The organism is Streptomyces antarcticus (assembly GCF_026627255.1).
Classification (GTDB): domain Bacteria; phylum Actinomycetota; class Actinomycetes; order Streptomycetales; family Streptomycetaceae; genus Streptomyces; species Streptomyces antarcticus.
Genome location: NZ_JAPNLM010000005.1, coordinates 130,696 through 149,716 on the forward strand (window position 1 = coordinate 130,696; position 19,021 = coordinate 149,716).

A 19,021-nucleotide genomic window follows, 5' to 3' on the forward strand; every position below is an offset into this window, starting at 1 on the left:
TCCCGGAGCGCGCGGCCTGCGGAGCGCGGCACGCCGGCGGCAGCCCCTGGATCCCCCAGACCACTGCATGGCGCGGATTGTGAAGGGTAGAAGCGCGCCATTGCCCGCGAGTGGAGGAGGACCCCGTATGACGGCCAGGTCCGTCCCAGAGCACGGAGCACTGCCCCCGCACGATGTCCTCCTGGGCGGCCGCTACCGGCTCCAGCGGCCCATAGGGTCCGGAGGCACAGCCGACGTCTTCTGCGGTGTCGACGAGGTCCTGGGCCGTGAGGTGGCCGTCAAAGTGTTCCGCTCGGGCACGGACACGGTCACTGCCGATCGCTTCTGCGACGAGGCGCGCACGCTGGCCCGCATGTCCCACCGCGCCCTCGTCACCGTTTACGATGCCGGACGTCACGGGCATGGCGCCTACATGGTCACGGAGCTGATCCGCGGCGTCACCTTGCGCGCCCGCATGGATGCCGGCCCCCTGAGCCCCGTGCAGGTCGCGCGGATCGGCTCCGACATCTCGTCAGCCCTGGACCACGTGCACGCCCACGGCGTGATCCACCACGACGTGAAACCCTCCAACATCCTGCTGGGTGAGGAAGGTGCCCCGCACCTGGCCGACTTCGGGCTTTCCAGGACCGTGCACGACCACTCCCACGGCGCACCCGACACCCTGGTCGGCACGCTCGCCTACATGGCCCCCGAGCAGTTCCTCGGGCAGGGCGCGAGCGCGGCCAGCGACATATACGCCATGGGCGTGACCCTGCTCGAAGCGCTCACCGGCCACCGCGAGTTCCAGGGAACTCCCGTGGAGATCGGCACCGCCCACCTCCTGCGTCAGCCCCAAATCCCCGAAGGGTTGCCGGACGACCTGGCCCGCCTGTTGAAGGCGATGACCGAACAGGCCCCTCAGGCTCGCCCCGACGCCGCCGCTGTCCACGAGCGCCTGCAAGACATCGCACAGCCACCGCGGCCCCGCATCGCGGGGGGCGCGCCGCCTGCCGGCGCCTCCACCCGTCAAGCCCCTCCGTCGCCGCTCGCCGCTCACGCCGGACGTACGCCCGCACCACTGCGGAGCAGAGCGACCGTCCGGCGACATGCGGTGGGGCTGAGCCTCGCGGCCGCGATCGTCGCGGGCAGCTGCGCCTGGGCAGTGGGCGGCCTTACCGCCGGGGAGAACACGCCGCCCACCGCACCCTCGCGCGATGAACCGTCGGCGCCGAGGAACACCGAGGCGGCAGGCCCCGCAGGATCTCAGCCAGCGGTGCGTGTGCCGCCGCTTCCCGCTGCCTCGGAGTCAACTCCGCAGCCGTCGCAGGCAGCACCGACCATCACACGGGAACTCCAAGCGTCTGCCGGCCCGACGGGCTCGTACTCCTCACCGCCACCCCCGGCGAAGGCGCCGGGGGTGGCGAAGACGAAGGAGAATCCGGGGAAGGCCAAGGGGAAGGACAAGGGACGGTGACCGAACCGTCGCTCCGCGAGAGCGCGGACGATCGGTCATGAGCGGGCGATCTCGGCGATCAGGCCCTCGACGAGTCCCTTGATCTCGTCGCGGATCGGGCGGACGGCCTCGACGCCCTGGCCTGCGGGGTCTTCGAGCTTCCAGTCGAGGTAGCGCTTGCCGGGGAAGACGGGGCAGGTGTCGCCGCAGCCCATGGTGACGCACACGTCCGAGGCCCTGACCGCGTCGATCGTGAGGATCTTCGGCGTCTGGGCGGACATGTCGATGCCGACCTCGCGCATCGCCTCGACCGCGGCCGGGTTGACGGAACCTGCGGGGGCGGAGCCGGCGGAGCGGACCTCGACGCGGTCCCCGGCGAGGTGGGTCAGCCAGGCGGCGGCCATCTGCGAGCGGCCGGCGTTGTGGACGCAGACGAACAGGACGGAGGGCTTCTCGGACACGGCGGGTCTCTTCTCCAGGCAGGCGGGGCAGGCAGGCGGGCAGGCGGGCAGGCAGGCGGGCGGGCAACATGGCTATCAGCTGATGATGACATCAGCACCTGGTGGTGTCAGTCACTACTGATGTGAAAGTATCAGTCCATGATGACGTCAGTCGACACTGAACTGATCCGGGTCCTCGCGGACCCCCTCAGGCTCCGGATCGTGACCCTGCTCGCCCGCGAGACGCTGTGCACCACGCACCTCGTGGAGGAGACCGGTGCCAAGCAGACCAACCTCTCCAACCACCTGAAGGTGCTCAGGGAGGCCGGGCTGGTGGACACCGAGCCGTGCGGCCGCTTCGTCTACTACAAGCTGCGCCCGGACGTCATCGCCCAGCTCGCCGGCCAGTTCGCCGACCTGGCCGCCTCCGCTCGCACCGCTGCCGAGAACAAGAGGGCCTGTCCGTGACCCCCACCCAAGCTCCCGCGACGACCGAAGACGCCTCGGTCGTCCAGAAGCTGTCCACCCTTGACCGCTTCCTCGCGGTCTGGATCCTGCTCGCCATGGGTCTCGGCCTGGGCCTGGGCCGCCTGATCCCCGGCCTGAACGACGCGCTCGCCAAGGTGGAGATCGGTGGGATCTCCCTGCCGATCGCGGTCGGCCTGCTGGTCATGATGTACCCGGTCCTGGCGAAGGTCCGCTACGACAAGCTCGACGCCGTCACCGGCGACCGCAAGCTGATGATCTCCTCGCTGGTCATCAACTGGATCCTCGGCCCCGCGCTCATGTTCGCCCTGGCCTGGATCTTCCTCGCGGACCTGCCCGAGTACCGCACCGGCCTGATCATCGTCGGCCTCGCCCGCTGCATCGCCATGGTCATCATCTGGAACGACCTCGCCTGCGGCGACCGCGAGGCCGCCGCCGTCCTCGTCGCCCTGAACTCGGTCTTCCAGGTCATCGCCTTCGGCGTCCTGGGCTGGTTCTACCTCGACCTGCTCCCCGGCTGGCTCGGCCTCGGCGACGGCGAGCACCTCGACATCTCCATGTGGAAGATCGCGCTGAACGTCGTCATCTTCCTCGGCGTCCCGCTGCTCGCCGGGTTCCTCACCCGCCGGATCGGCGAGAGGAAGCTCGGTCGCGAGACCTACGAGGCGAAGTTCCTGCCGAAGATCGGCCCCTTCGCCCTGTACGGCTTGCTCTTCACGATCGTCATCCTCTTCGCCCTCCAGGGCAAGACCATCACCTCCCAGCCCCTGGACGTCGCACGGATCGCGCTCCCGCTGCTCGTCTACTTCGCGGTGATGTGGTTCGGCACCTTCGCGCTCGGCAAGGCGATCGGCCTGCCGTACGACCGCACCACCACCCTCGCCTTCACCGCGGCGGGCAACAACTTCGAGCTCGCCATCGCGGTCGCCATCGCCACCTTCGGCGTCACCAGCGGCCAGGCCCTCTCCGGTGTCGTCGGCCCGCTCATCGAGGTCCCCGTCCTCGTCGCCCTCGTCTACGTGTCGCTGGCCTGGCGCAGGAAGTTCGCGGAGCACAAGCTCACTCCATGACGTGGCGCACCGACGTGGCGGTGATCGGCGGCGGCCAGTCCGGGCTCGCCGCCGGCCACCACCACCGCCCGCCGCCGAGCCCTCGACTCCGGCCGCACCGACACCGGCGGCGTCGCCTCCCTTCCCCGCCCGGGTACGGGTCGGCGCTGATCCGTTCAGGAGAGGAGCGGGCTGCGGCGCTCCAGTAGAACCACATCCCGCCAGACGCCGTGGTGGCGGCCGATGCGCTCGCGGGTGCCGATGATCCGGAAGCCGGCCCGCTTGTGGACGGCGAGGCTGGCGGCGTTCTCGGGGAAGATCCCGGACTGGACGGTCCAGATCCCCGCCGCTTCGGTCGACTCCACGAGCGCGGCCAGGAGGCGCCCGGCGACGCCGCGGCCGCGGGCGGCGGGGTGGACGTAGACGGAGTGCTCGACGACGCCCGCGTACGCGCTGCGGTCCGAGACCCGGCTCGCGGCCACCCAGCCGAGCAGCTTGCCGTCGGCGTCGAGCGCGGCGAAGCGGTGGCCGGGCAGCTTCGCCGCGTCGAACTCAGCCCAGGTCGGGGCGGTGGTCTCGAAGGTGGCGTCGCCCTCGTCGATCCCGGCCCGGTAGACGGCCAGGGTCTCGTCCGCGCGTGCCGCGGTGAGCGGGGCGACGGTGATGCCGATGCTCATGCGGCGGCCGCGCGGATGAGGAGCTGGCCCATGGCCGCGATCACCGAGGGTTCGACGCGGTAGTAGACCCAGGTCCCACGCCGCTCGGAGGAGAGCAGGCCGGCCTCGCGGAGCTTCTTGAGGTGGTGGGAGACGGTGGGCTGGGAGACGCCGACGTCGGAGATGTCGCACACGCACGCCTCGCCGCCCTCGTGGGAGGCGATCGCGGAGAACAGGCGCAGGCGCACCGGGTCGCCGAGCGCCTTGAACATGACGGCGGTCCGCTCGGCCTCGTCGGACGTCAGCGGGCGCTCGGTCAGGGACGGGCAGCAAGGGGCCACGGCCTCCGGCTCCAATGGCGGCAACACCTTCGCAAGCGGCAACACCTTCGCAGTGGACATGCCCCCATCATCCGTCGAACTTCGACAGATGTCTATGTTGACGAACTTCGAACCCAGTGGCAACCTGGGAGACGTCAGGACATCGACGTACGTCGAAACAATCCGGGAGCCCGTCGTGAACGCATCCACCGAAGCCCTGCCCGTCCTGGTGATCGGCGCAGGACCGGCCGGCCTGGCCGCCGCCGCACACCTCACCGGACGCGGCATCGAACCCCTCGTCCTGGAAACCGGGCCCGCCGCCGGCGCCGCGGTGCGCGAGTGGGGTCACGTACGGCTCTTCTCCACCTGGTCCGAGGTCGTCGACCCGGCCGCCGAGAAGCTCCTCGCACCCACCGGATGGACCGCCCCCGACGGCACGGCCTACCCCTCCGGCGCCGACTGGGCCAACCTCTACCTGCAGCCCCTCGCCGACGTCCTCGGAGACAAGGTCCGCTACGGCGCCACAGTCACCGGAGTCTCCCGCCAGGGCCGCGACCGGATCGTTGACGCCGACCGCGAGCAGCAGCCGTTCACCGTCCGCGTGGTCAACGCGGACGGCAGCGAGGAGCGGATCCTGGCCCGCGCCGTCATCGACGCCTCCGGCACCTGGTCCACCCCCGGCCCCATCGGCGGCGACGGCCTCCCGGCCCTCGGCGAGCACGCGGCCGCCGACCGGATCTCCTACCGAATCCCCGACCTCAAGGACCCGGCCACCCGCACCCGGTACGCGGGCAGGCGCACCGCCGTCATCGGCTCCGGCGCCTCCGCCTTCACCGCGCTGGCCTACCTGGCCGACCTCGCCACGTCCGAGGACGGTGCCGGGACGCACGTCACCTGGATCCTGCGCCGCGGCATCAGCGGTTCCACCTTCGGCGGCGGCAGCGCCGACCAGCTCCCGGCCCGCGGCGCGCTTGGGCTCACCGCGAAGGCCGCCGTCGACGAGGGGTACGCCGACGCCGTCACCGGCTTCCGTACCGACGCCATCGAGCGGGCCGCCGACGGCCGCCTGGTCGTGGTCGCCGAGGACGGGCGCCGCCTAGACCCGGTCCACGAGGTCATCGTCCTGACCGGCCTGCGCCCCGACTTGTCCTTCGTCTCCGAGCTGCGCCTCGGCCTGGACGAGCGCCTCCAAGCCCCGGTCGAGCTGGCGCCGCTGATCGACCCGAACCAGCACTCCTGCGGCACCGTCTACCCCCACGGCGTGGGCGAGCTCTCCCACCCGGAGAAGGACGTCTACCTCGTCGGCATGAAGTCCTACGGCCGCGCGCCCACGTTCCTGGCCATGACCGGCTACGAGCAGGTCCGCTCCATCGCCGCCCACCTCGCCGGCGACCGGGAAGCCGCCGCGCGCGTCGAACTCACCCTCCCCGAGACGGGCGTGTGCGGCGGAGCCGGCCTGTTCGACGAGCCTGCGGCCGCCGAGGAGAGCGGTAGCGGCTGCTGTGCGGCTCCGGCCACGCTCACCATCGGTGCGCCGGCCTCTTCCGGCGGCTGCTGACCGGCGTGCCACACCTCCACGCCGGCGTGGCCGCGACCGGGACGGGGGTCCAGTCGCGGCCACGCACCGCCCTGCCCGCCCTGTGTGCCACCCAGGTCACCAGCTGCCGGCATCGGCGAGCGTGTCTGAAAGATCGTGTAAGTCCGTGATGTGGAAGCCTGGCCCCGGGCTCGGCCTCGGGCCTGTGGGCCAGGCGGATCGGACGAGTCATGGCAGACAAAGACGAAGCGGCCGCGTCCGTGGCCGGCGACAAGATGGTCGACGAGGTGGTCGAGCGGCTACTCGACAAAGCTGACGCCTCGGGAGCGGCCCTGCTCGGTGAGGGCGGGCTCCTGACAGAGATCACCAAGGCCGTTCTGGAGCGGGCCCTGGAAGCCGAGATGAGCGAACACCTCGGCTTCCTGCCGGACCGCGCCGTGGAACGTACGGCCCAACTCACCCACCTGGCACGGCGCGACGCCGTCGTCCTCTTCGACTACCGGCGGTACGAGGAGGACAAGGCGGCGATCGCGCAGATGACGCGTGAGGCCGGCGGCAAGGTCATCGTCTTCACCGACGCCTGGCTCTCTCCGGCGACCTCCCAGGCGGACGTCGTCCTGCCCAGCCAGGTCGGCACCGTTTCCCCCTACGACAGCCTGGTCCCGACCCTGGCCGTCGTCGAAACCGTCATCGCCGGCGTGATGCGGGCCCTCGGTGAGGACGCCCACCGGCACATGCAGCAGTCCGAGGACACCGCCCGCCGCGCAGGACTCGTCTGATGCCGGCTGCCGGTGTGCGGTACTCGCCGTTGTGCGGCTGGAGAACGCCGCGGATCCGGAGCGCACCGGCCCCGCGTTCGTGAAGTGGCCGGGCAGGGGCACCCATGGGCGAGCAGACCACCCTCGGGGGCTGACCAGGGGTACGCCCTTGGGCGGCCCGGGGCCGGGGTGGACCGCGTGTTCGCGCTCTCCGTCTCGCGCCGGGTCGGGGGAGGGCCGCACCCTCACTCGACCGCAGGCGGGGGCGCGGAGTCGCTGCGGTGGACCAGGCGGTAGGCGGGCCCGCGGGCCGGGCGGCCGCGTCCGTGGAGGATGGCAGCCTCGATCAGGCTGTTCACGGTGGGATTCGCCCGGCGGATACGTTCGAGTTGTCGGCGCGTGAGGCCGATCGTGGCCGCGGCCGCCCCGACGGGGGTGTGCCGGGCGAGGGAACGCAGCAGGATCCGCAGCCCATAGCTGTTGATCTGCCCTGGCCGGGGAGCGTTGGCGGCGGCCATGGCGGTGGCCGCGGTGAGGGCCTGCTCGAAGGCCGGCTCGGTGCGCCAGCGGTCGAGGAGGGATTGGCTGACGCCTGCCGCCGCCGCGCATCCGGCATGACCCAGGCCCATGGCGGCGGCGTGCACGGCGTGTGCCTGGCGCTGACTGGTTTCGGCGGACAGCTCGGGGTGTCCGTGGATCGCGGCGGGCAGGGCCCAGTCGACGTCATCCTCCGTCACGAGCAGATCGATGAAGTCCTTGGCCCAGCTGTCCAGATGCCGCGCGTTTCCCGGCGGTGGGTTCGTCAACAGGGTGCCTCCCGACCGATGTCTTCGTCTGTGTGGCCGTGGTGCGGACGGGTGCCGACCGGTTGCGGCGCGAGCCTGGTTGTTCCCCGTGATCCGCGGGGAACCGTGCGTCACTCCGTATCGGCGCGTTCCGTTCGGCGGGCAGCGGAGTCGCGTGCGCCGAGCCGAAGGTGCTCAACGTGATAGAGGGCCTGCTCGAGGAGTTCTGCGACATGGCTGTCGTAGAGGGCGTAGACGATCGAGCGGCCGTGGCGCTCTCCGGTGACCAGGCCGAGGTTGCGCAGCAGCCGCAGCTGGTGGGAGCAGGCGGAGGCTTCCATGCCCACGGTCTCGGCGAGGTCGCTCACGGAGCAGGGGCCTTCCTGGAGACGGGCCAGGATGTGGAGCCGCGAGGGCGTGGCGAGGGCCTGCAAGGTGGCGGCGACGTCGGCGGTGCCGACGGCATCGAGGCGCTCCCGGGTGCTGGCGCTGCTGGTGGTGCTGGTTCCGTGGCCCATGGGGACAGCATACCGACCATATGTGAATACCTGTTCAGGTGTTCCTGTATGGTGGAAACGTTGCCTCATCCGCCCGTGAAGGGTTGCTTTGTCATGTCTGCTGTCCTCGACCCGCGGCCCGCGCCGCCCTCCAGCCGGCCGTGTCCCGAGCCGCCGAAACGGCGCGCGCGGCTCCTGGCTCTGCCGGAGGCCCGGTGGGCGCTGGCCGCACTGGTCCTGTTCCTGATCGCCCTTCCACTGGATCTCCTGGAGGCCCCGGCCTGGCTGTGGGCTCCGCTGTATGCCGCCGTCTACGTCACGGGCGGCTGGGAGCCGGGCTGGGAGGGCCTGAAGGCCCTGAAGCACAAGACCTTGGACGTGGATCTCCTGATGGTCGTCGCGGCGCTCGGCGCCGCGGCCATCGGGCAGGTCCTCGACGGGGCTCTGTTGATCGTCATCTTCGCCACCTCTGGTGCGCTGGAGGCCGTGGCGACGGCCCGGACCGCCGACTCGGTGCGCGGCCTTCTCGACCTGGCGCCGAGCACCGCGACCCGGCTCCGGCCGGACGGCGGGGAGGAAAGCGTTCCCGCCGACACCCTCGCGGTCGGCGACGTCATCCTGGTACGGCCGGGCGAGCGGGTCGGCGCCGACGGTCAGGTCCTCGACGGGACCAGTGACCTCGACCAGGCGACCATCACCGGCGAGCCGCTCCCGGTGACCAAGCAGGTGGGTGACGAGGTGCTCGCCGGCACGGTCAACGGCACCGGCGCCCTGCGCGTGCGGGTCGAGCGGGACCCGGCGGACTCGGTGATCGCCCGGATCGTGAAGATGGTCGAGGAAGCCTCCGGGACCAAGGCCCCCGTCCAGCTGTTCATCGAGAAGGTCGAGCAGCGGTACTCGATCGGCATGGTCGTCGCGACCCTGGCGGTGTTCGCGCTCCCTCTCGCCCTCGGCGACGGTCTGCGGCCGGCCCTGCTCCGTGCGATGACGTTCATGATCGTGGCCTCGCCGTGTGCGGTGGTGCTCTCCACGATGCCGCCGCTGCTGTCCGCCATCGCCAACGCGGGCCGCCACGGTGTCCTGGTCAAGTCCGCCGTCGTCATGGAGCGCCTGGGTCAGATCGACGTCGTCGCGCTGGACAAGACCGGCACCCTCACCGAGGGCGCCCCGCGGGTCACCGACATCCGCCCCCACCCCGCCTCCGGACTCGACGAGGACGGGCTGCTGGCGCTGGTGGCCGCGGCCGAGTACCCCAGCGAGCACCCCCTGGCCCGCGCGGTCGTCCAGGCCGCCCGCGACCGCGGCCTCACGCTCGCCGCGTGCACCGGCTTCACTTCGGTCCCCGGGTCGGGTGTCACCGCCGACGTCGGTGGCCGCACCGTCCGGATCGGATCCCCGGCCCGGCTCGAGGCGGCCGCAGACCGGGACATCGACGTCGCGGTGCGGGCCCTGGAGGACGAAGGACGCACCGCGGTCGTCGTCCTGCGCGACGACATCCCGGTCGGCGTGCTGGGCATCGCCGACCGCCTGCGACCCGATGCCGAGGCGACGGTGGCCTCCCTCACCGAACTGGCCGGCCGGGCCCCGGTCCTGCTGACCGGGGACAACGAGCGCGCCGCCCGCCATTTGGCGGCGGCGGTCGGCATCGCCGACGTCCGCGCCGGCCTGTTCCCGCAGGACAAGGCCGCCGCGGTCAAGCAGTGGGAGGCCGAGGGCCGCCGGGTGCTGGTGGTCGGCGACGGCGTCAACGACGCCCCGGCCCTGGCCGCCGCGCACACCGGTATCGCGATGGGAAGGGCCGGCTCCGACCTCGCGCTGGAGACCGCCGACGTTGTCGTCGTGCGCGACGAACTCGCCGCCATCCCCGCCGTCGTGGCACTGTCCCGCACGGCCCGCCGTGTGGTGGTGCAGAACCTGGTCATCGCCGGGATCTTCATCACCGTGCTCGTGACCTGGGACCTGATCGCCACGCTCCCGCTGCCACTGGGTGTGGCAGGCCACGAGGGGTCCACCGTCATCGTCGGCCTCAACGGCCTGCGCCTTCTGCGCGCGTCCGCCTGGACGAACCCGGCAGGCGGCCCGGTGGGGTCGGCCGGCGGATCCCGGCCGGCAGGGGAAGCGGAGTCGCCGGGCCGGATCGTACGATGACGGTATGACCAGCACGAGGCAGCCGTCGAGCCGTCGCCCCGCCGGGCGCGGCTTCGTGCTGCTTGTGCTGGCGTTGCTGGCCGGGGTGCTGGCGATGCACGGCCTCGGTCCGGGCCCCGTTCCCACGAGGGCGCCGGCGGCCGCCGGTGTTCACGACATGGCGATGGCCCACGAGGGATCCGCCCGGCAGGTGGCGGGCGCCTGCTCGCACTCCGATGGCGGTACGGGCCACGCGGACCACGCGGATGCCACGTGCGCGGCGGCCGGTGTCGGCGCCGCGTACTCGCCTCCCGTCCTGGCCGCTGCCCTCGATTCCGGGCCCGTGCCTGCCGCGCTGTCCCGCAGCGCGGCGGGGGCCGCCGAGAGCGGCCGGGCACCGCCTGACCTCGCTGAACTGCAACTCCTGCGGATATAGGACCGCCCGCACGGCACCTCCTTGCCCCGGCTCGGCCGGCGGGGGGATGCCGCGCTCCGGCACATGCCCGTTCCGCATCGCGCCCGCCCGCCCGGGCGGCGCATCAAGGAGTCGCACCACCATGAACACCAACCGTTCCCTCATCCGCCGCAGCGCCGCTGTCGCGGCCGCCGGTACGGCCGTACTCGTCCTCGCGGCCTGCGGGTCGAGCGGCGACAGCTCGGCCGGGCACGACGGCCACACCTCGCAGTCGCCTACCGCCTCGGCTTCCGTTCAGGCCGCGCAGGGGCAGCGCAACACCGCCGACGTCGCCTTCGCCAAGGGGATGATCCCCCACCACCGCCAGGCCGTGGACATGGCCGGCCTCGCGCCCGCCAGGGCCGAATCAGCCGAGGTCAAGCAGCTGGCGGAGGAGATCAAGAAGGCCCAGGGCCCGGAGATCAAGACGCTGTCGGGGTGGCTGACCTCATGGGGCGAGCCGGTGCCCGCCGAGGGGGCCGCGGACCACTCGGCGCACGGGACGGCCGGGATGATGACGGCCGAGGAGATGGGCGAGCTGAAGAGCGCGTCGGGCAAGGCGTTCGACATCGCCTTCATGGAAATGATGATCAAGCACCACGAAGGTGCCGTGGCGATGGCGAAGGCGGAGAAGGCCGAAGGCGCCTTCCCTGAGGCCAAGGTGATGGCGGATGCGATCATCACCTCGCAGACCGCCGAGATCGCCAGGATGAACGGCCTGCTCGGCAAGAACTGACCCACTCTGGCGGAGGGGTGTGCGGGGGTCTTGCGTCCCTCGCGCGCTCCTGCGTCCCGTGCGGGGTTCACGCCCTGGCGAGAATACCCCCAGAGGGTATGCGTTGAGGGTGTGGGGCCGCCGGAGCGGGGTCGCACTGGACGGGATTGGGGATGACGGTCATGGATCACAGTGCGCACCACACCGGCACCGCTCACGATGGCAGCGCGAACCAGGCGCACGCGGGTCACGCCGGGCGCCGGTCGGGCGGGGTGACCTGGGGGACCGCCGCGAAGGCGACGCTGCACTGCCTGACCGGATGTGTGATCGGCGAGATCCTCGGCATGGTCATCGGAACCGCCCTGATGTGGGGCAACGCCCAGACGATGATCCTGGCGATCACGCTGGCGTTCGTCGCGCCCCAGCCGCGCACCCACGGCAAGCACGACTACGTCTGCGACATCCACCAGTTCATGTCCGGAACCCTCACCGTCCGCTGATCCCCGGAGTCACCCCTGCCCCACGTTCCACGCCACAGCGACGCCCACCTGCTGGCGCTGTTCCGCATCGTGACCGGATCCCTCCTCGCCTGCCACGGCGCGGCCAAGCTCTTCGGCGTCCTCGGCGGCGACCTCGTACCGGTGGGCAGGTGGCCGTACTGGTGGGCCGGACTCATCGAACTCGGCGGGGGAACCCTCGTCGCCGCCGGCGTGGCCGTCCGCCCCGCGGCGCTCCTGTGCTCGGGTGTCATGGCCTACGCCTATTTCACCGAGCGCCAGAGCCAGGGCCTCCTCCCGATGCAGAATGACGGGGAGCCGGCCGCCCTGTACTGCTGGGCGTTCCTCGCCCTCGCCGTCCTCGCCCCGGCGGCCCTCTCCCTGCCCGTCGGCAAGCGCCTCGCGTCCCCCGCCGCCTCCGTACCAGCTGGGACGTAGCCGCCCGCAATCTGTGCGGAAATGGGGTGACGGGGTGCCGTCACTCCATTTCCGCATTCCGTCAATTGGGTCCGACGATGGATGGGGGGCGATCCCCTCGCATTCTCTATTGCGAATGGGTCGCAATAACGCGGAGACGCCCGGTCGGTCTAGTGTTTTCGCTGCGTGTCGCGACGATTATGACGCCTTCTGTTTTGCCTCCAAAAGGCTGTGGCCAGTGCGAATGCGTCGTTGGGAGGGGCCCTTTCCCGATCCCGGAGGGGAATGCGGTCACCCGGCGCCGGTGCTGCGTGCTTTCCTTCCGTTTGCACGTTCCGAGCGTGAAAACGACACGCGGTCGGCGGGCCTTGAGTCGTCACTCATGCCTCACAGGCCTGTTGACCGACCGAATTTCTCCCCAACTGAACGTCCCCGCCCGGCCGCGTGTGCACGGCCGGACGCGGTTCGCAGTCGAGAGGATCAGCCTTGAATTCCACCTCCGCACGGCCCCGTTCGCGGCGCGTGTTCGACCAGTCCCTCCTCGTTCTGGGCGCGGGCGCTCTGGCGACCGGCCTCGCCGCCATGACGCTGGCCCCGGGGGTCAGCGCCGCCTCCAGCCACCGCGAGGCCCCGCTGATCGCGGGCGACCCGCGCGCGGACAACACCGACGTGTACGCGTTCACCAGCCCCGACAAGGCCGACACGGTCACTCTCCTGGCGAACTGGATCCCGTTCGAGGAGCCCAACGGCGGCCCCAACTTCTACCCCTTCGCGGACGACGCCCGCTACAACATCAAGATCGACAACACTGGTGACGGAAACGCGGACGTCACCTACACCTGGCGCTTCCGCAGCAGCTACCGCGACGACGCCAACCAGTTCCTGTACAACACCGGCCCGGTCACCACGCTGAACGACCCGGACCTGAACTTCCGCCAGGTCTACGACCTCGTCGTCACCACCGGCGGCAAGTCCACCGTGCTCCTGTCCGGCGTGCCGGCCGCTCCCTCCCGCGTCGGCCCGGCATCCATGCCGAACTATGCGTCCCTGCGCAACCAGGCCATCCTCAACCTCCCCGGCGGCGGCAAGACGTACGCCGGCCAGGCCGAGGACCCGTTCTTCGCCGACCTGCGCGTCTTCGACCTCCTGTACGGCGGCGACCTGTCCGAGCGCGGCCAGGACACCCTGGCCGGCTACAACGTCAACTCCGTCGCCATCCAGGTCCCCAAGAGACTCCTCGCGCTGAAGGGGAACACCGGCCGCAACCCGGTCATCGGCGTGTGGTCGACGACCGACCGGCAGGGCGTCCAGGTCTCCGACTCCCGCACGAAGCACGGTGACAACTGGAAGCAGGTCTCCCGCCTCGGCAACCCCCTGGTCAACGAGGTCGTCGTCCCCATCAAGTTCAAGGACGCCTTCAACACCCTCAACCCCGACCAGGACCGCACCGTCCAGCCGGTCGTGGACAAGGTCCTCGACCCGATCCTGCCCAAGCTGATCCAGCAGATCTACGGAATCCCGGCCCCCGCCACCCCCCGGCGGGACCTCTTCGAGATCTACCTGACCGGCATCTGCAAGGCCTGCGGGCCGATCCAGGCCGACCTCAACGCCCACCGCCTCAACCGGGACGCGAACCGTCGGGACGTCGTGCCCGCCGAGGAACTGCGCCTGAACATGGCCGTACCGCCCACCGCGCGGCCCAACCGTTACGGCGTCCTCGCCGGCGACCTCGCGGGCTTCCCCAACGGCCGCCGCCTGACCGACGACGTCATCGACATCTCCCTCCAGGCCGTCGAAGGCGCCGCCCAGACCGGTCAGCTCGTCCCGGCGCTGGCCGACGGCGACAGGGTCAATGCCAACGAGGTGCCCTTCGGCACGTCGTTCCCGTACCTGGCGCTGCCGCACACCAAGTCCGTCAACAGCGGGCCGGGCGTCCTGCAGAAGTCCGGAACGAAGAACGCCGCAGCCCTCGGCGGACTCGGCGCCCTGCTCCTGGCCGTGGGCGGCCTCCGCCTTCGCCGCAGTCGCAAGACCAGCTGACCCGCCCGTTCCGGGCGGGAACCGGGGCTGACCTCCCGCCTTCCGCCCGGACACCTCTGCCCAGCCCACCGGGGAGGACCCTGTGCACCGGCCCGAAGACGAACCCGCCCCCTCGATCCGTCGGCGCAGACCCCTGCGGAACGGCGCGATCACGATCGCCCTGGGGGTGGCCATGTTCACCGCCGGCGCCGTGGCGGCCTCCCCGGCAGGCGTCAACAGGGCGGCGGAAAGCTCGGCTTCGGCCGCACCCGGAGTCCAGGTCCGGGGTGTCGAGGCGCTGCGGGAGCGGGTACGGCGCCTGCCGGCGGATCCCGTCAGCTGGGCGGACCTCGGTACGGCCCTGGTGCAACAGGCCCGTACCACTGCCGATCAGTCCGCCTACACGCAGGCGGAGGCGGCGCTGCGCCGCTCGCTCGCGCTCCAGCCGGGCGAGAACCTCCACGCGGAGATCGGCATGGGCGCGCTCGCCGCGGCACGCCACGAGTTCCACGACGCCCTCACCTGGGCTCGCAAGGCGATCGTGACCAGCCCCGCCACCCCCGCCGCCTACGGGATCCTGGCCGACGCACTCACCCAGCTCGGCCAGTACGAGGACTCCTACACGGCCGTCCAGACGATGGCCGATCTGCGCCCCGACAGTTCCTCCCTCGCCCGCGCCTCCTACACCTTCGAACTCCGCGGCGACACGCTCCAGGCCAAGGCGGTGATGGGACGCGCCCTGCGTGCGGCCGGCACCCCGGGTGAACGGGCCTTCGCCCACACCCACCTGTCCTCACTCGCCCTGGAGAGCGGCGATCCGGCGACCGCGTTGCGCGAGGCCCGGCGGGGCCTGGCCGAAGCACCCCAGGACCCCGGCCTGCTCGAGGCACGGGCCAAAGCCCATGCGGCCCTCGGCCAGCCCGGGCAGGCCGTCGCCGACTACACCGCGGCCATCGCGGTGGCACCCCTGCCGCAGTACCTGCTGGGGCTGGGGGAACTTCAGCAGTCCCTGGGCCACCGGGCCGATTCCGAGAGCCAGTACGCGGTCCTGCGCGCTCAGGAGAAGATCCGCCGAGCCGAAGGCGCTCCCGCCGATGTCGACGCGATCCTCTTCGAAGCCGACCACGGCGCCCCCCGACAGGCCGTGGCCATGGCGGAAGCCGCCGTGTCCGAACGCCCCTTCATCGCCGTCCACGACGCCTATGCCTGGGCCCTGCACCGCGCCGGACGCGACGAAGAGGCCCTCGCGCAAGCCGACAAGGCCCTCGCCCTCGGCACCCGCAGCGCGCTCTTCCTCTTTCACCGCGGCACCATCCGACAGTCCCTCGGCAACACCGCGGACGCCCGGCGCGACCTCGAACGGGCCCTGGCCACCGACCCGTACTTCCACCCGGTGCACGCCTCTGCGGCGCGCACCTCGATCCGGCGAATCGACGACGCCTCATGAACCTCCTCACCCGCCGGCGCCTGACAGCCGTCCCTCTCGCAGCCGTGCTCCTCGTTCCGATCGCACAGATCGCCGCGGCGCCGGCCGCCACCGCCCACCCCCTGGGCAACTTCACCGTCAACTACTCGACCAGCATCACGCTGCGCCCGGACGCGGTCGATGCCGAGATCGTGGTCGACCGCGCCGAGATCGCGGCGGCGCAACAGCGACCGCTCGTCGACCAGAATCACGACGGATCGGTGACGAAGGGGGAGGCACAGGCGTACGCCGACGAGGAGTGCGCCGTGCTGACCAGGCAGCTGGGCGCCGACATCGGCAGCAGAAAAGCGCGCTGGGACAGCGGCCCCAGCATGCTGACGTTCCACCCGGGCGAAGCCGGGCTGGAGACCAGCCGCCTCGCGTGCCACCTCACCGCCGAAGCGGACCTCGGTTCATCCACCGCCATCCGTGTCACCACGCACTACGACACCCGGCGCGTCGGCTGGCACGAGATCACCGCCAACGGCCGGGGAGTCACCGTCGCCGACTCCACCGTTCCGGCGGCCTCACCCACCAACCAGTTGCGGCACTATCCGCGAGATCCCCTCGCCGCCCCGCTCGACCAGCGGACGGCAGAGCTCCGGGCCACTCCCGGCGACGGGCCGGCAGCCCGGATCGTGCCCCCCGGCCTGCCGGGGTCGGGCCCTGCCACCGCCGCCCTGAACAAGGTCTCCACCCTCTTCGACACCCTGGTCGGCAGCCGCGAACTCACCGTGCCCGTCGGCCTCCTCGCCCTGCTGCTCGCCGTCGTACTCGGTGCCTCTCACGCGGCGATGCCGGGACACGGCAAGACGATCATGGCCGCGTATCTGGCCGGCCGACGCGGCACCCCGCGCGACGCCTTCACCGTCGGTGCCACCGTCACCCTCACCCACACCGCGGGGGTCCTCGCCCTCGGCCTCGCCCTCCCGCTGGCCACCCACCTCGCGGGGGAAACCGTCCTCGTCTGGCTCGGGCTCGCCAGCGGCTTGCTCGTCACCGCGATCGGCCTTCAACTGCTGCGCTCCGCACTTCGTGGTAAGGCGAACCATCACCACCACCACAGTCACAGCCATCACAGTCACGACCACCACAGCGACCATGACGGGCCCGGTCACAGCCACGGGTCCGGGCACGGCCACGGGCCCGGTCACGGTCACGGCCACGGGCACGGGCACGACGCGCCGGCCGGTCTGCCGCCGGCGCGCCGGGCGCCGGGCACCCCATCGACGGACGGCTCCGTGGTGGTCCTGACCAAGCACGCCCCGGCGTCGCACAGCCACAGCCACAGCGACCGCCACGAGGCTGCCGGCCCCGCCCGCTCTCCGGCCCGCAGAGGGCGCTGGGCCCTGGTGGGAGTCGGCATCGCCGGCGGCCTGGTCCCCAGCCCCTCCGCGCTCGTGGTCCTCCTCGGGGCCATTGCCTTGGGCCGTACCGCCTTCGGCGTCCTGCTCGTCATCGGCTACGGACTCGGCATGGCCGTCACGCTCACCCTCGCCGGACTCCTCCTCGTGCGCCTGCGTGACCGTATCGCCGTCCACGCCGCCGAACGGGCTTCCCAGCGTCTGAAGACCCTGGGGCGCATCGGACCGGCCGCGACTTCCGCACTCGTGCTCCTCGTCGGGATCGGTCTCACCGTTCGCGCCCTCACCGGGATCTGAGGAGCGAGGGGGACTCGGACACTCACGGTTCAGGAGCGCGCGCGTAGGCGGCGACGCGCTCACGGTGGTGCCACACCCGCAGTTGATCGTCGTCGTTGACGCATGCCCAGCCCGGCAGTGCGCGGCAGCGGGGACAGACGATGGTCCGCGCCTCTTCGGGGTGCACCGGCCTCACGTGTTCCCCGCCCAACTGGCGGGGCATGTCCGAGGCGAGCGCGGCACGGTAGGCGGTGACCCGTTGCGCGTGGTTGGCGGCGCGGTCGGCTCCGCTGACATGATTGCAGGGGTTTCCGGCCTGTGCCCGGCACAGGGGACAGGCCACGGATTCCCGGACCTCGTCCTGGCGGGGGGTGCGCCGGAGGAGGAGCAGGGGCTGCTGCAAGCGGGCCAGTGTCGTCCGGGTCTGGGCGCGGCCTTCATCCGTGCCCCAGAAGGCGATCAGCGGGTCGGGACCGATGGGGCGGCGCGCCGGGCAGACGTCCTCGTGCAGGACGTGTACGGGTCCCGCATGGTTGTTTCCGTCCCACCTGAACGGTGCACCCGCTTCATCGACTTGCCAGCCTGACCCCGGCGGAACGAGGGAGGCGGGTGCCTGGCGCAGGTCGAGGTCCAGGTACTGGTCCTCCTCGACCGTGTAGCGGCCGACGGTGTCGCCGCAGACCGGACAGACCACCAGGGCCCGCTTGGTGCTTCTTTCAGAGTGCGTACTGCTCACGCGACGCACGGTAGTGTGCTCACGCGCAGGCTGGCGGGCCTCCCCAGAGGCCGTTGAACAGAGTGCCGGTTCACCCTTGCGCCCGGATCCCTCCGGAAGTGAACCCTGAGACGCATCCTTCGGGTGAATCCGGAGCACCGAGCCAAACCGGCGGACCGCGCGCAGCGAATCGCACCGAGCGGGGTCCCATGTCCGGACTGCGGGCGCTGCGGGCAGAGGCGTCGAGTCATTCACCCGCACGAGCGAAGCGTTCTGGCCCGCCCGTGCGCAGGGACCCGCCGTATCCCGCGTCCGTTCAGGTCCGCGAGGGCGACCAGCACGGGGAACGGCCGAGCGCCTGTACGCCGAGGAGCCCGGGGAATCCGACGTACGGGTACAGGTGTCAGGGGGTGCGGGCCCTGAGGTGGGCCCGTTCCCCCTGGGTGCCGAACAGGATGAGGAGTTCCACGGTCCGCTCGTCGTCCGAGCCGAGCCAGTGCGGCACGTGCGTGTCGAACTCAGCGGCCTCGCCCGGCTTGAGGACCACGGTCTCCTCGCCCAGCAGCAGGCGTAGCCGGCCGGCGAGAACGTAGACCCATTCGAAGCCCTCGTGGGTGCTGAGCTGTGGTTCGGTGTCGGGCCGGGGCGGGATGAGGAGTTTGTGGGCCTGGGTGCCGCCGGGGCGGCTGAGCGGCACGAAGGTCATGCCGTTGCGGGTGACGGGCTTGAGGTGGATGCGCGGATCACCGGTGCGGGGTGCGCCGACGAACTCGTCCAGGGGCACGGCGTAGACCTCGGCAAGAGGGAGCAGCATCTCCAAGGTCGGTTTGCGGGTGCCGCCTTCGAGGCGGGAAAGCGTGCTCGCGTTGATCCCGGTCCGCTCGGCGAGGCCGGCCAGCGTCAGCCGGTGACGCCGTCGCAGCTCCCGCAGCCGCGGCCCGACCGCTGCCAGCCGGTCCTTCTTCTCGGTGCCCATGCCCACCAGCATGCTGAAACGGCATGAGGCTTTGCA

The 19,021-nt window shown here is 71.4% G+C and carries 19 protein-coding genes and 2 pseudogenes; 14 read left to right on the forward strand and 7 right to left on the reverse strand.

Going from position 1 to position 19,021, the window contains the following annotated elements; translation table 11 throughout:
* Positions 1 to 127 precede the first annotated feature (127 nt).
* Positions 128 to 1,453 (forward strand): serine/threonine-protein kinase, encoded by a 1,326-nt coding sequence (locus OTB16_RS10605; RefSeq protein WP_267719777.1) that lies wholly within the window; start codon positions 128 to 130, stop codon positions 1,451 to 1,453.
* Between the two features lie 35 nt (positions 1,454 to 1,488).
* Here the strand turns inward: OTB16_RS10605 and OTB16_RS10610 are convergent, their stop codons facing one another.
* Positions 1,489 to 1,893, reverse strand: coding sequence for an arsenate reductase ArsC (locus tag OTB16_RS10610; protein WP_267719778.1), 405 nt, complete (start codon positions 1,891 to 1,893; stop codon positions 1,489 to 1,491).
* Between the two features lie 138 nt (positions 1,894 to 2,031).
* Here OTB16_RS10610 and OTB16_RS10615 point away from each other — a divergent pair, with 138 nt between their 5' ends.
* Both OTB16_RS10615 and arsB read left to right on the forward strand, forming a co-directional pair.
* A complete protein-coding gene (locus tag OTB16_RS10615; RefSeq protein ID WP_267719779.1) occupies positions 2,032 to 2,340 on the forward strand; it encodes an ArsR/SmtB family transcription factor in 309 nt (102 codons plus the stop codon).
* Positions 2,337 to 3,428: an ACR3 family arsenite efflux transporter gene (arsB, locus tag OTB16_RS10620; RefSeq protein ID WP_267719780.1), complete on the forward strand. Its 1,092-nt coding sequence runs from the start codon at positions 2,337 to 2,339 to the stop codon at positions 3,426 to 3,428. The genes OTB16_RS10615 and arsB overlap by 4 nt, the downstream gene beginning before the upstream one ends.
* A 155-nt stretch (positions 3,429 to 3,583) precedes the next feature.
* Here the strand turns inward: arsB and OTB16_RS10625 are convergent, their stop codons facing one another.
* Both OTB16_RS10625 and OTB16_RS10630 read right to left on the reverse strand, forming a co-directional pair.
* Positions 3,584 to 4,084, reverse strand: coding sequence for a GNAT family N-acetyltransferase (locus OTB16_RS10625; protein ID WP_267719781.1), 501 nt, complete (start codon positions 4,082 to 4,084; stop codon positions 3,584 to 3,586).
* Complete coding sequence (locus OTB16_RS10630) at positions 4,081 to 4,464, reverse strand: ArsR/SmtB family transcription factor (RefSeq protein WP_267719782.1); 384 nt, start codon at positions 4,462 to 4,464, stop codon at positions 4,081 to 4,083. Before OTB16_RS10630 ends, OTB16_RS10625 begins: the two co-directional genes overlap by 4 nt.
* A gap of 115 nt (positions 4,465 to 4,579) precedes the next feature.
* Here OTB16_RS10630 and OTB16_RS10635 point away from each other — a divergent pair, with 115 nt between their 5' ends.
* From OTB16_RS10635 to OTB16_RS10640, 3 genes and pseudogenes are all read left to right on the forward strand, one after another.
* Positions 4,580 to 5,941 carry an NAD(P)-binding domain-containing protein gene (locus OTB16_RS10635; protein WP_267719783.1) on the forward strand — a complete coding sequence of 454 codons (1,362 nt, stop codon included), beginning with the start codon at positions 4,580 to 4,582 and terminating at the stop codon, positions 5,939 to 5,941.
* A gap of 209 nt (positions 5,942 to 6,150) precedes the next feature.
* Positions 6,151 to 6,342 (forward strand): annotated as a pseudogene (locus OTB16_RS39500) (IS256 family transposase); the annotation flags it as partial.
* Positions 6,322 to 6,699 (forward strand): MurR/RpiR family transcriptional regulator, encoded by a 378-nt coding sequence (locus tag OTB16_RS10640; RefSeq protein WP_420717671.1) that lies wholly within the window; start codon positions 6,322 to 6,324, stop codon positions 6,697 to 6,699. The pseudogene OTB16_RS39500 and the gene OTB16_RS10640, both read left to right, overlap by 21 nt.
* A gap of 224 nt (positions 6,700 to 6,923) precedes the next feature.
* Here OTB16_RS10640 and OTB16_RS10645 read toward each other — a convergent pair whose 3' ends face one another.
* Positions 6,924 to 7,484 (reverse strand): hypothetical protein, encoded by a 561-nt coding sequence (locus tag OTB16_RS10645; RefSeq protein ID WP_267719785.1) that lies wholly within the window; start codon positions 7,482 to 7,484, stop codon positions 6,924 to 6,926.
* Positions 7,485 to 7,594: 110 nt separating this feature from the next.
* Complete coding sequence (locus OTB16_RS10650) at positions 7,595 to 7,981, reverse strand: ArsR/SmtB family transcription factor (protein WP_267719786.1); 387 nt, start codon at positions 7,979 to 7,981, stop codon at positions 7,595 to 7,597.
* Between the two features lie 93 nt (positions 7,982 to 8,074).
* Between OTB16_RS10650 and OTB16_RS10655 the strand changes: the two genes are divergently transcribed.
* From OTB16_RS10655 to OTB16_RS10690, 8 genes and pseudogenes are all read left to right on the forward strand, one after another.
* Positions 8,075 to 10,108, forward strand: coding sequence for a heavy metal translocating P-type ATPase (locus tag OTB16_RS10655; RefSeq protein WP_267719787.1), 2,034 nt, complete (start codon positions 8,075 to 8,077; stop codon positions 10,106 to 10,108).
* A 4-nt stretch (positions 10,109 to 10,112) separates the two neighbouring features.
* On the forward strand, positions 10,113 to 10,523 hold the full coding sequence (locus OTB16_RS10660) for a DUF6153 family protein (protein ID WP_267719788.1): 411 nt from the start codon (positions 10,113 to 10,115) through the stop codon (positions 10,521 to 10,523).
* 121 nt (positions 10,524 to 10,644) lie between these two features.
* Positions 10,645 to 11,277 (forward strand): DUF305 domain-containing protein, encoded by a 633-nt coding sequence (locus tag OTB16_RS10665; protein ID WP_267719789.1) that lies wholly within the window; start codon positions 10,645 to 10,647, stop codon positions 11,275 to 11,277.
* Between the two features lie 161 nt (positions 11,278 to 11,438).
* Positions 11,439 to 11,672 (forward strand): annotated as a pseudogene (locus OTB16_RS10670) (DUF4396 domain-containing protein); the annotation flags it as partial.
* Between the two features lie 141 nt (positions 11,673 to 11,813).
* Complete coding sequence (locus tag OTB16_RS10675) at positions 11,814 to 12,191, forward strand: DoxX family protein (protein WP_420717672.1); 378 nt, start codon at positions 11,814 to 11,816, stop codon at positions 12,189 to 12,191.
* A gap of 465 nt (positions 12,192 to 12,656) precedes the next feature.
* Entirely contained in the window at positions 12,657 to 14,210 is a 1,554-nt protein-coding gene (locus OTB16_RS10680; protein WP_267719790.1) for a DUF4331 domain-containing protein, read from the forward strand.
* Between the two features lie 82 nt (positions 14,211 to 14,292).
* Positions 14,293 to 15,636 (forward strand): tetratricopeptide repeat protein, encoded by a 1,344-nt coding sequence (locus tag OTB16_RS10685; RefSeq protein ID WP_267719791.1) that lies wholly within the window; start codon positions 14,293 to 14,295, stop codon positions 15,634 to 15,636.
* Positions 15,633 to 17,315, forward strand: coding sequence for a nickel/cobalt transporter (locus tag OTB16_RS10690; protein ID WP_267719793.1), 1,683 nt, complete (start codon positions 15,633 to 15,635; stop codon positions 17,313 to 17,315). The genes OTB16_RS10685 and OTB16_RS10690 overlap by 4 nt, the downstream gene beginning before the upstream one ends.
* A 22-nt stretch (positions 17,316 to 17,337) precedes the next feature.
* On the opposite strand, the gene OTB16_RS10695 is transcribed toward OTB16_RS10690, so the two are convergent.
* Entirely contained in the window at positions 17,338 to 18,030 is a 693-nt protein-coding gene (locus tag OTB16_RS10695) for a zinc finger domain-containing protein (protein ID WP_267719794.1), read from the reverse strand.
* A 382-nt stretch (positions 18,031 to 18,412) separates the two neighbouring features.
* Positions 18,413 to 18,985, reverse strand: coding sequence for an XRE family transcriptional regulator (locus OTB16_RS10700; protein ID WP_267719795.1), 573 nt, complete (start codon positions 18,983 to 18,985; stop codon positions 18,413 to 18,415).
* Between the last annotated feature and the right edge of the window lie 36 nt (positions 18,986 to 19,021).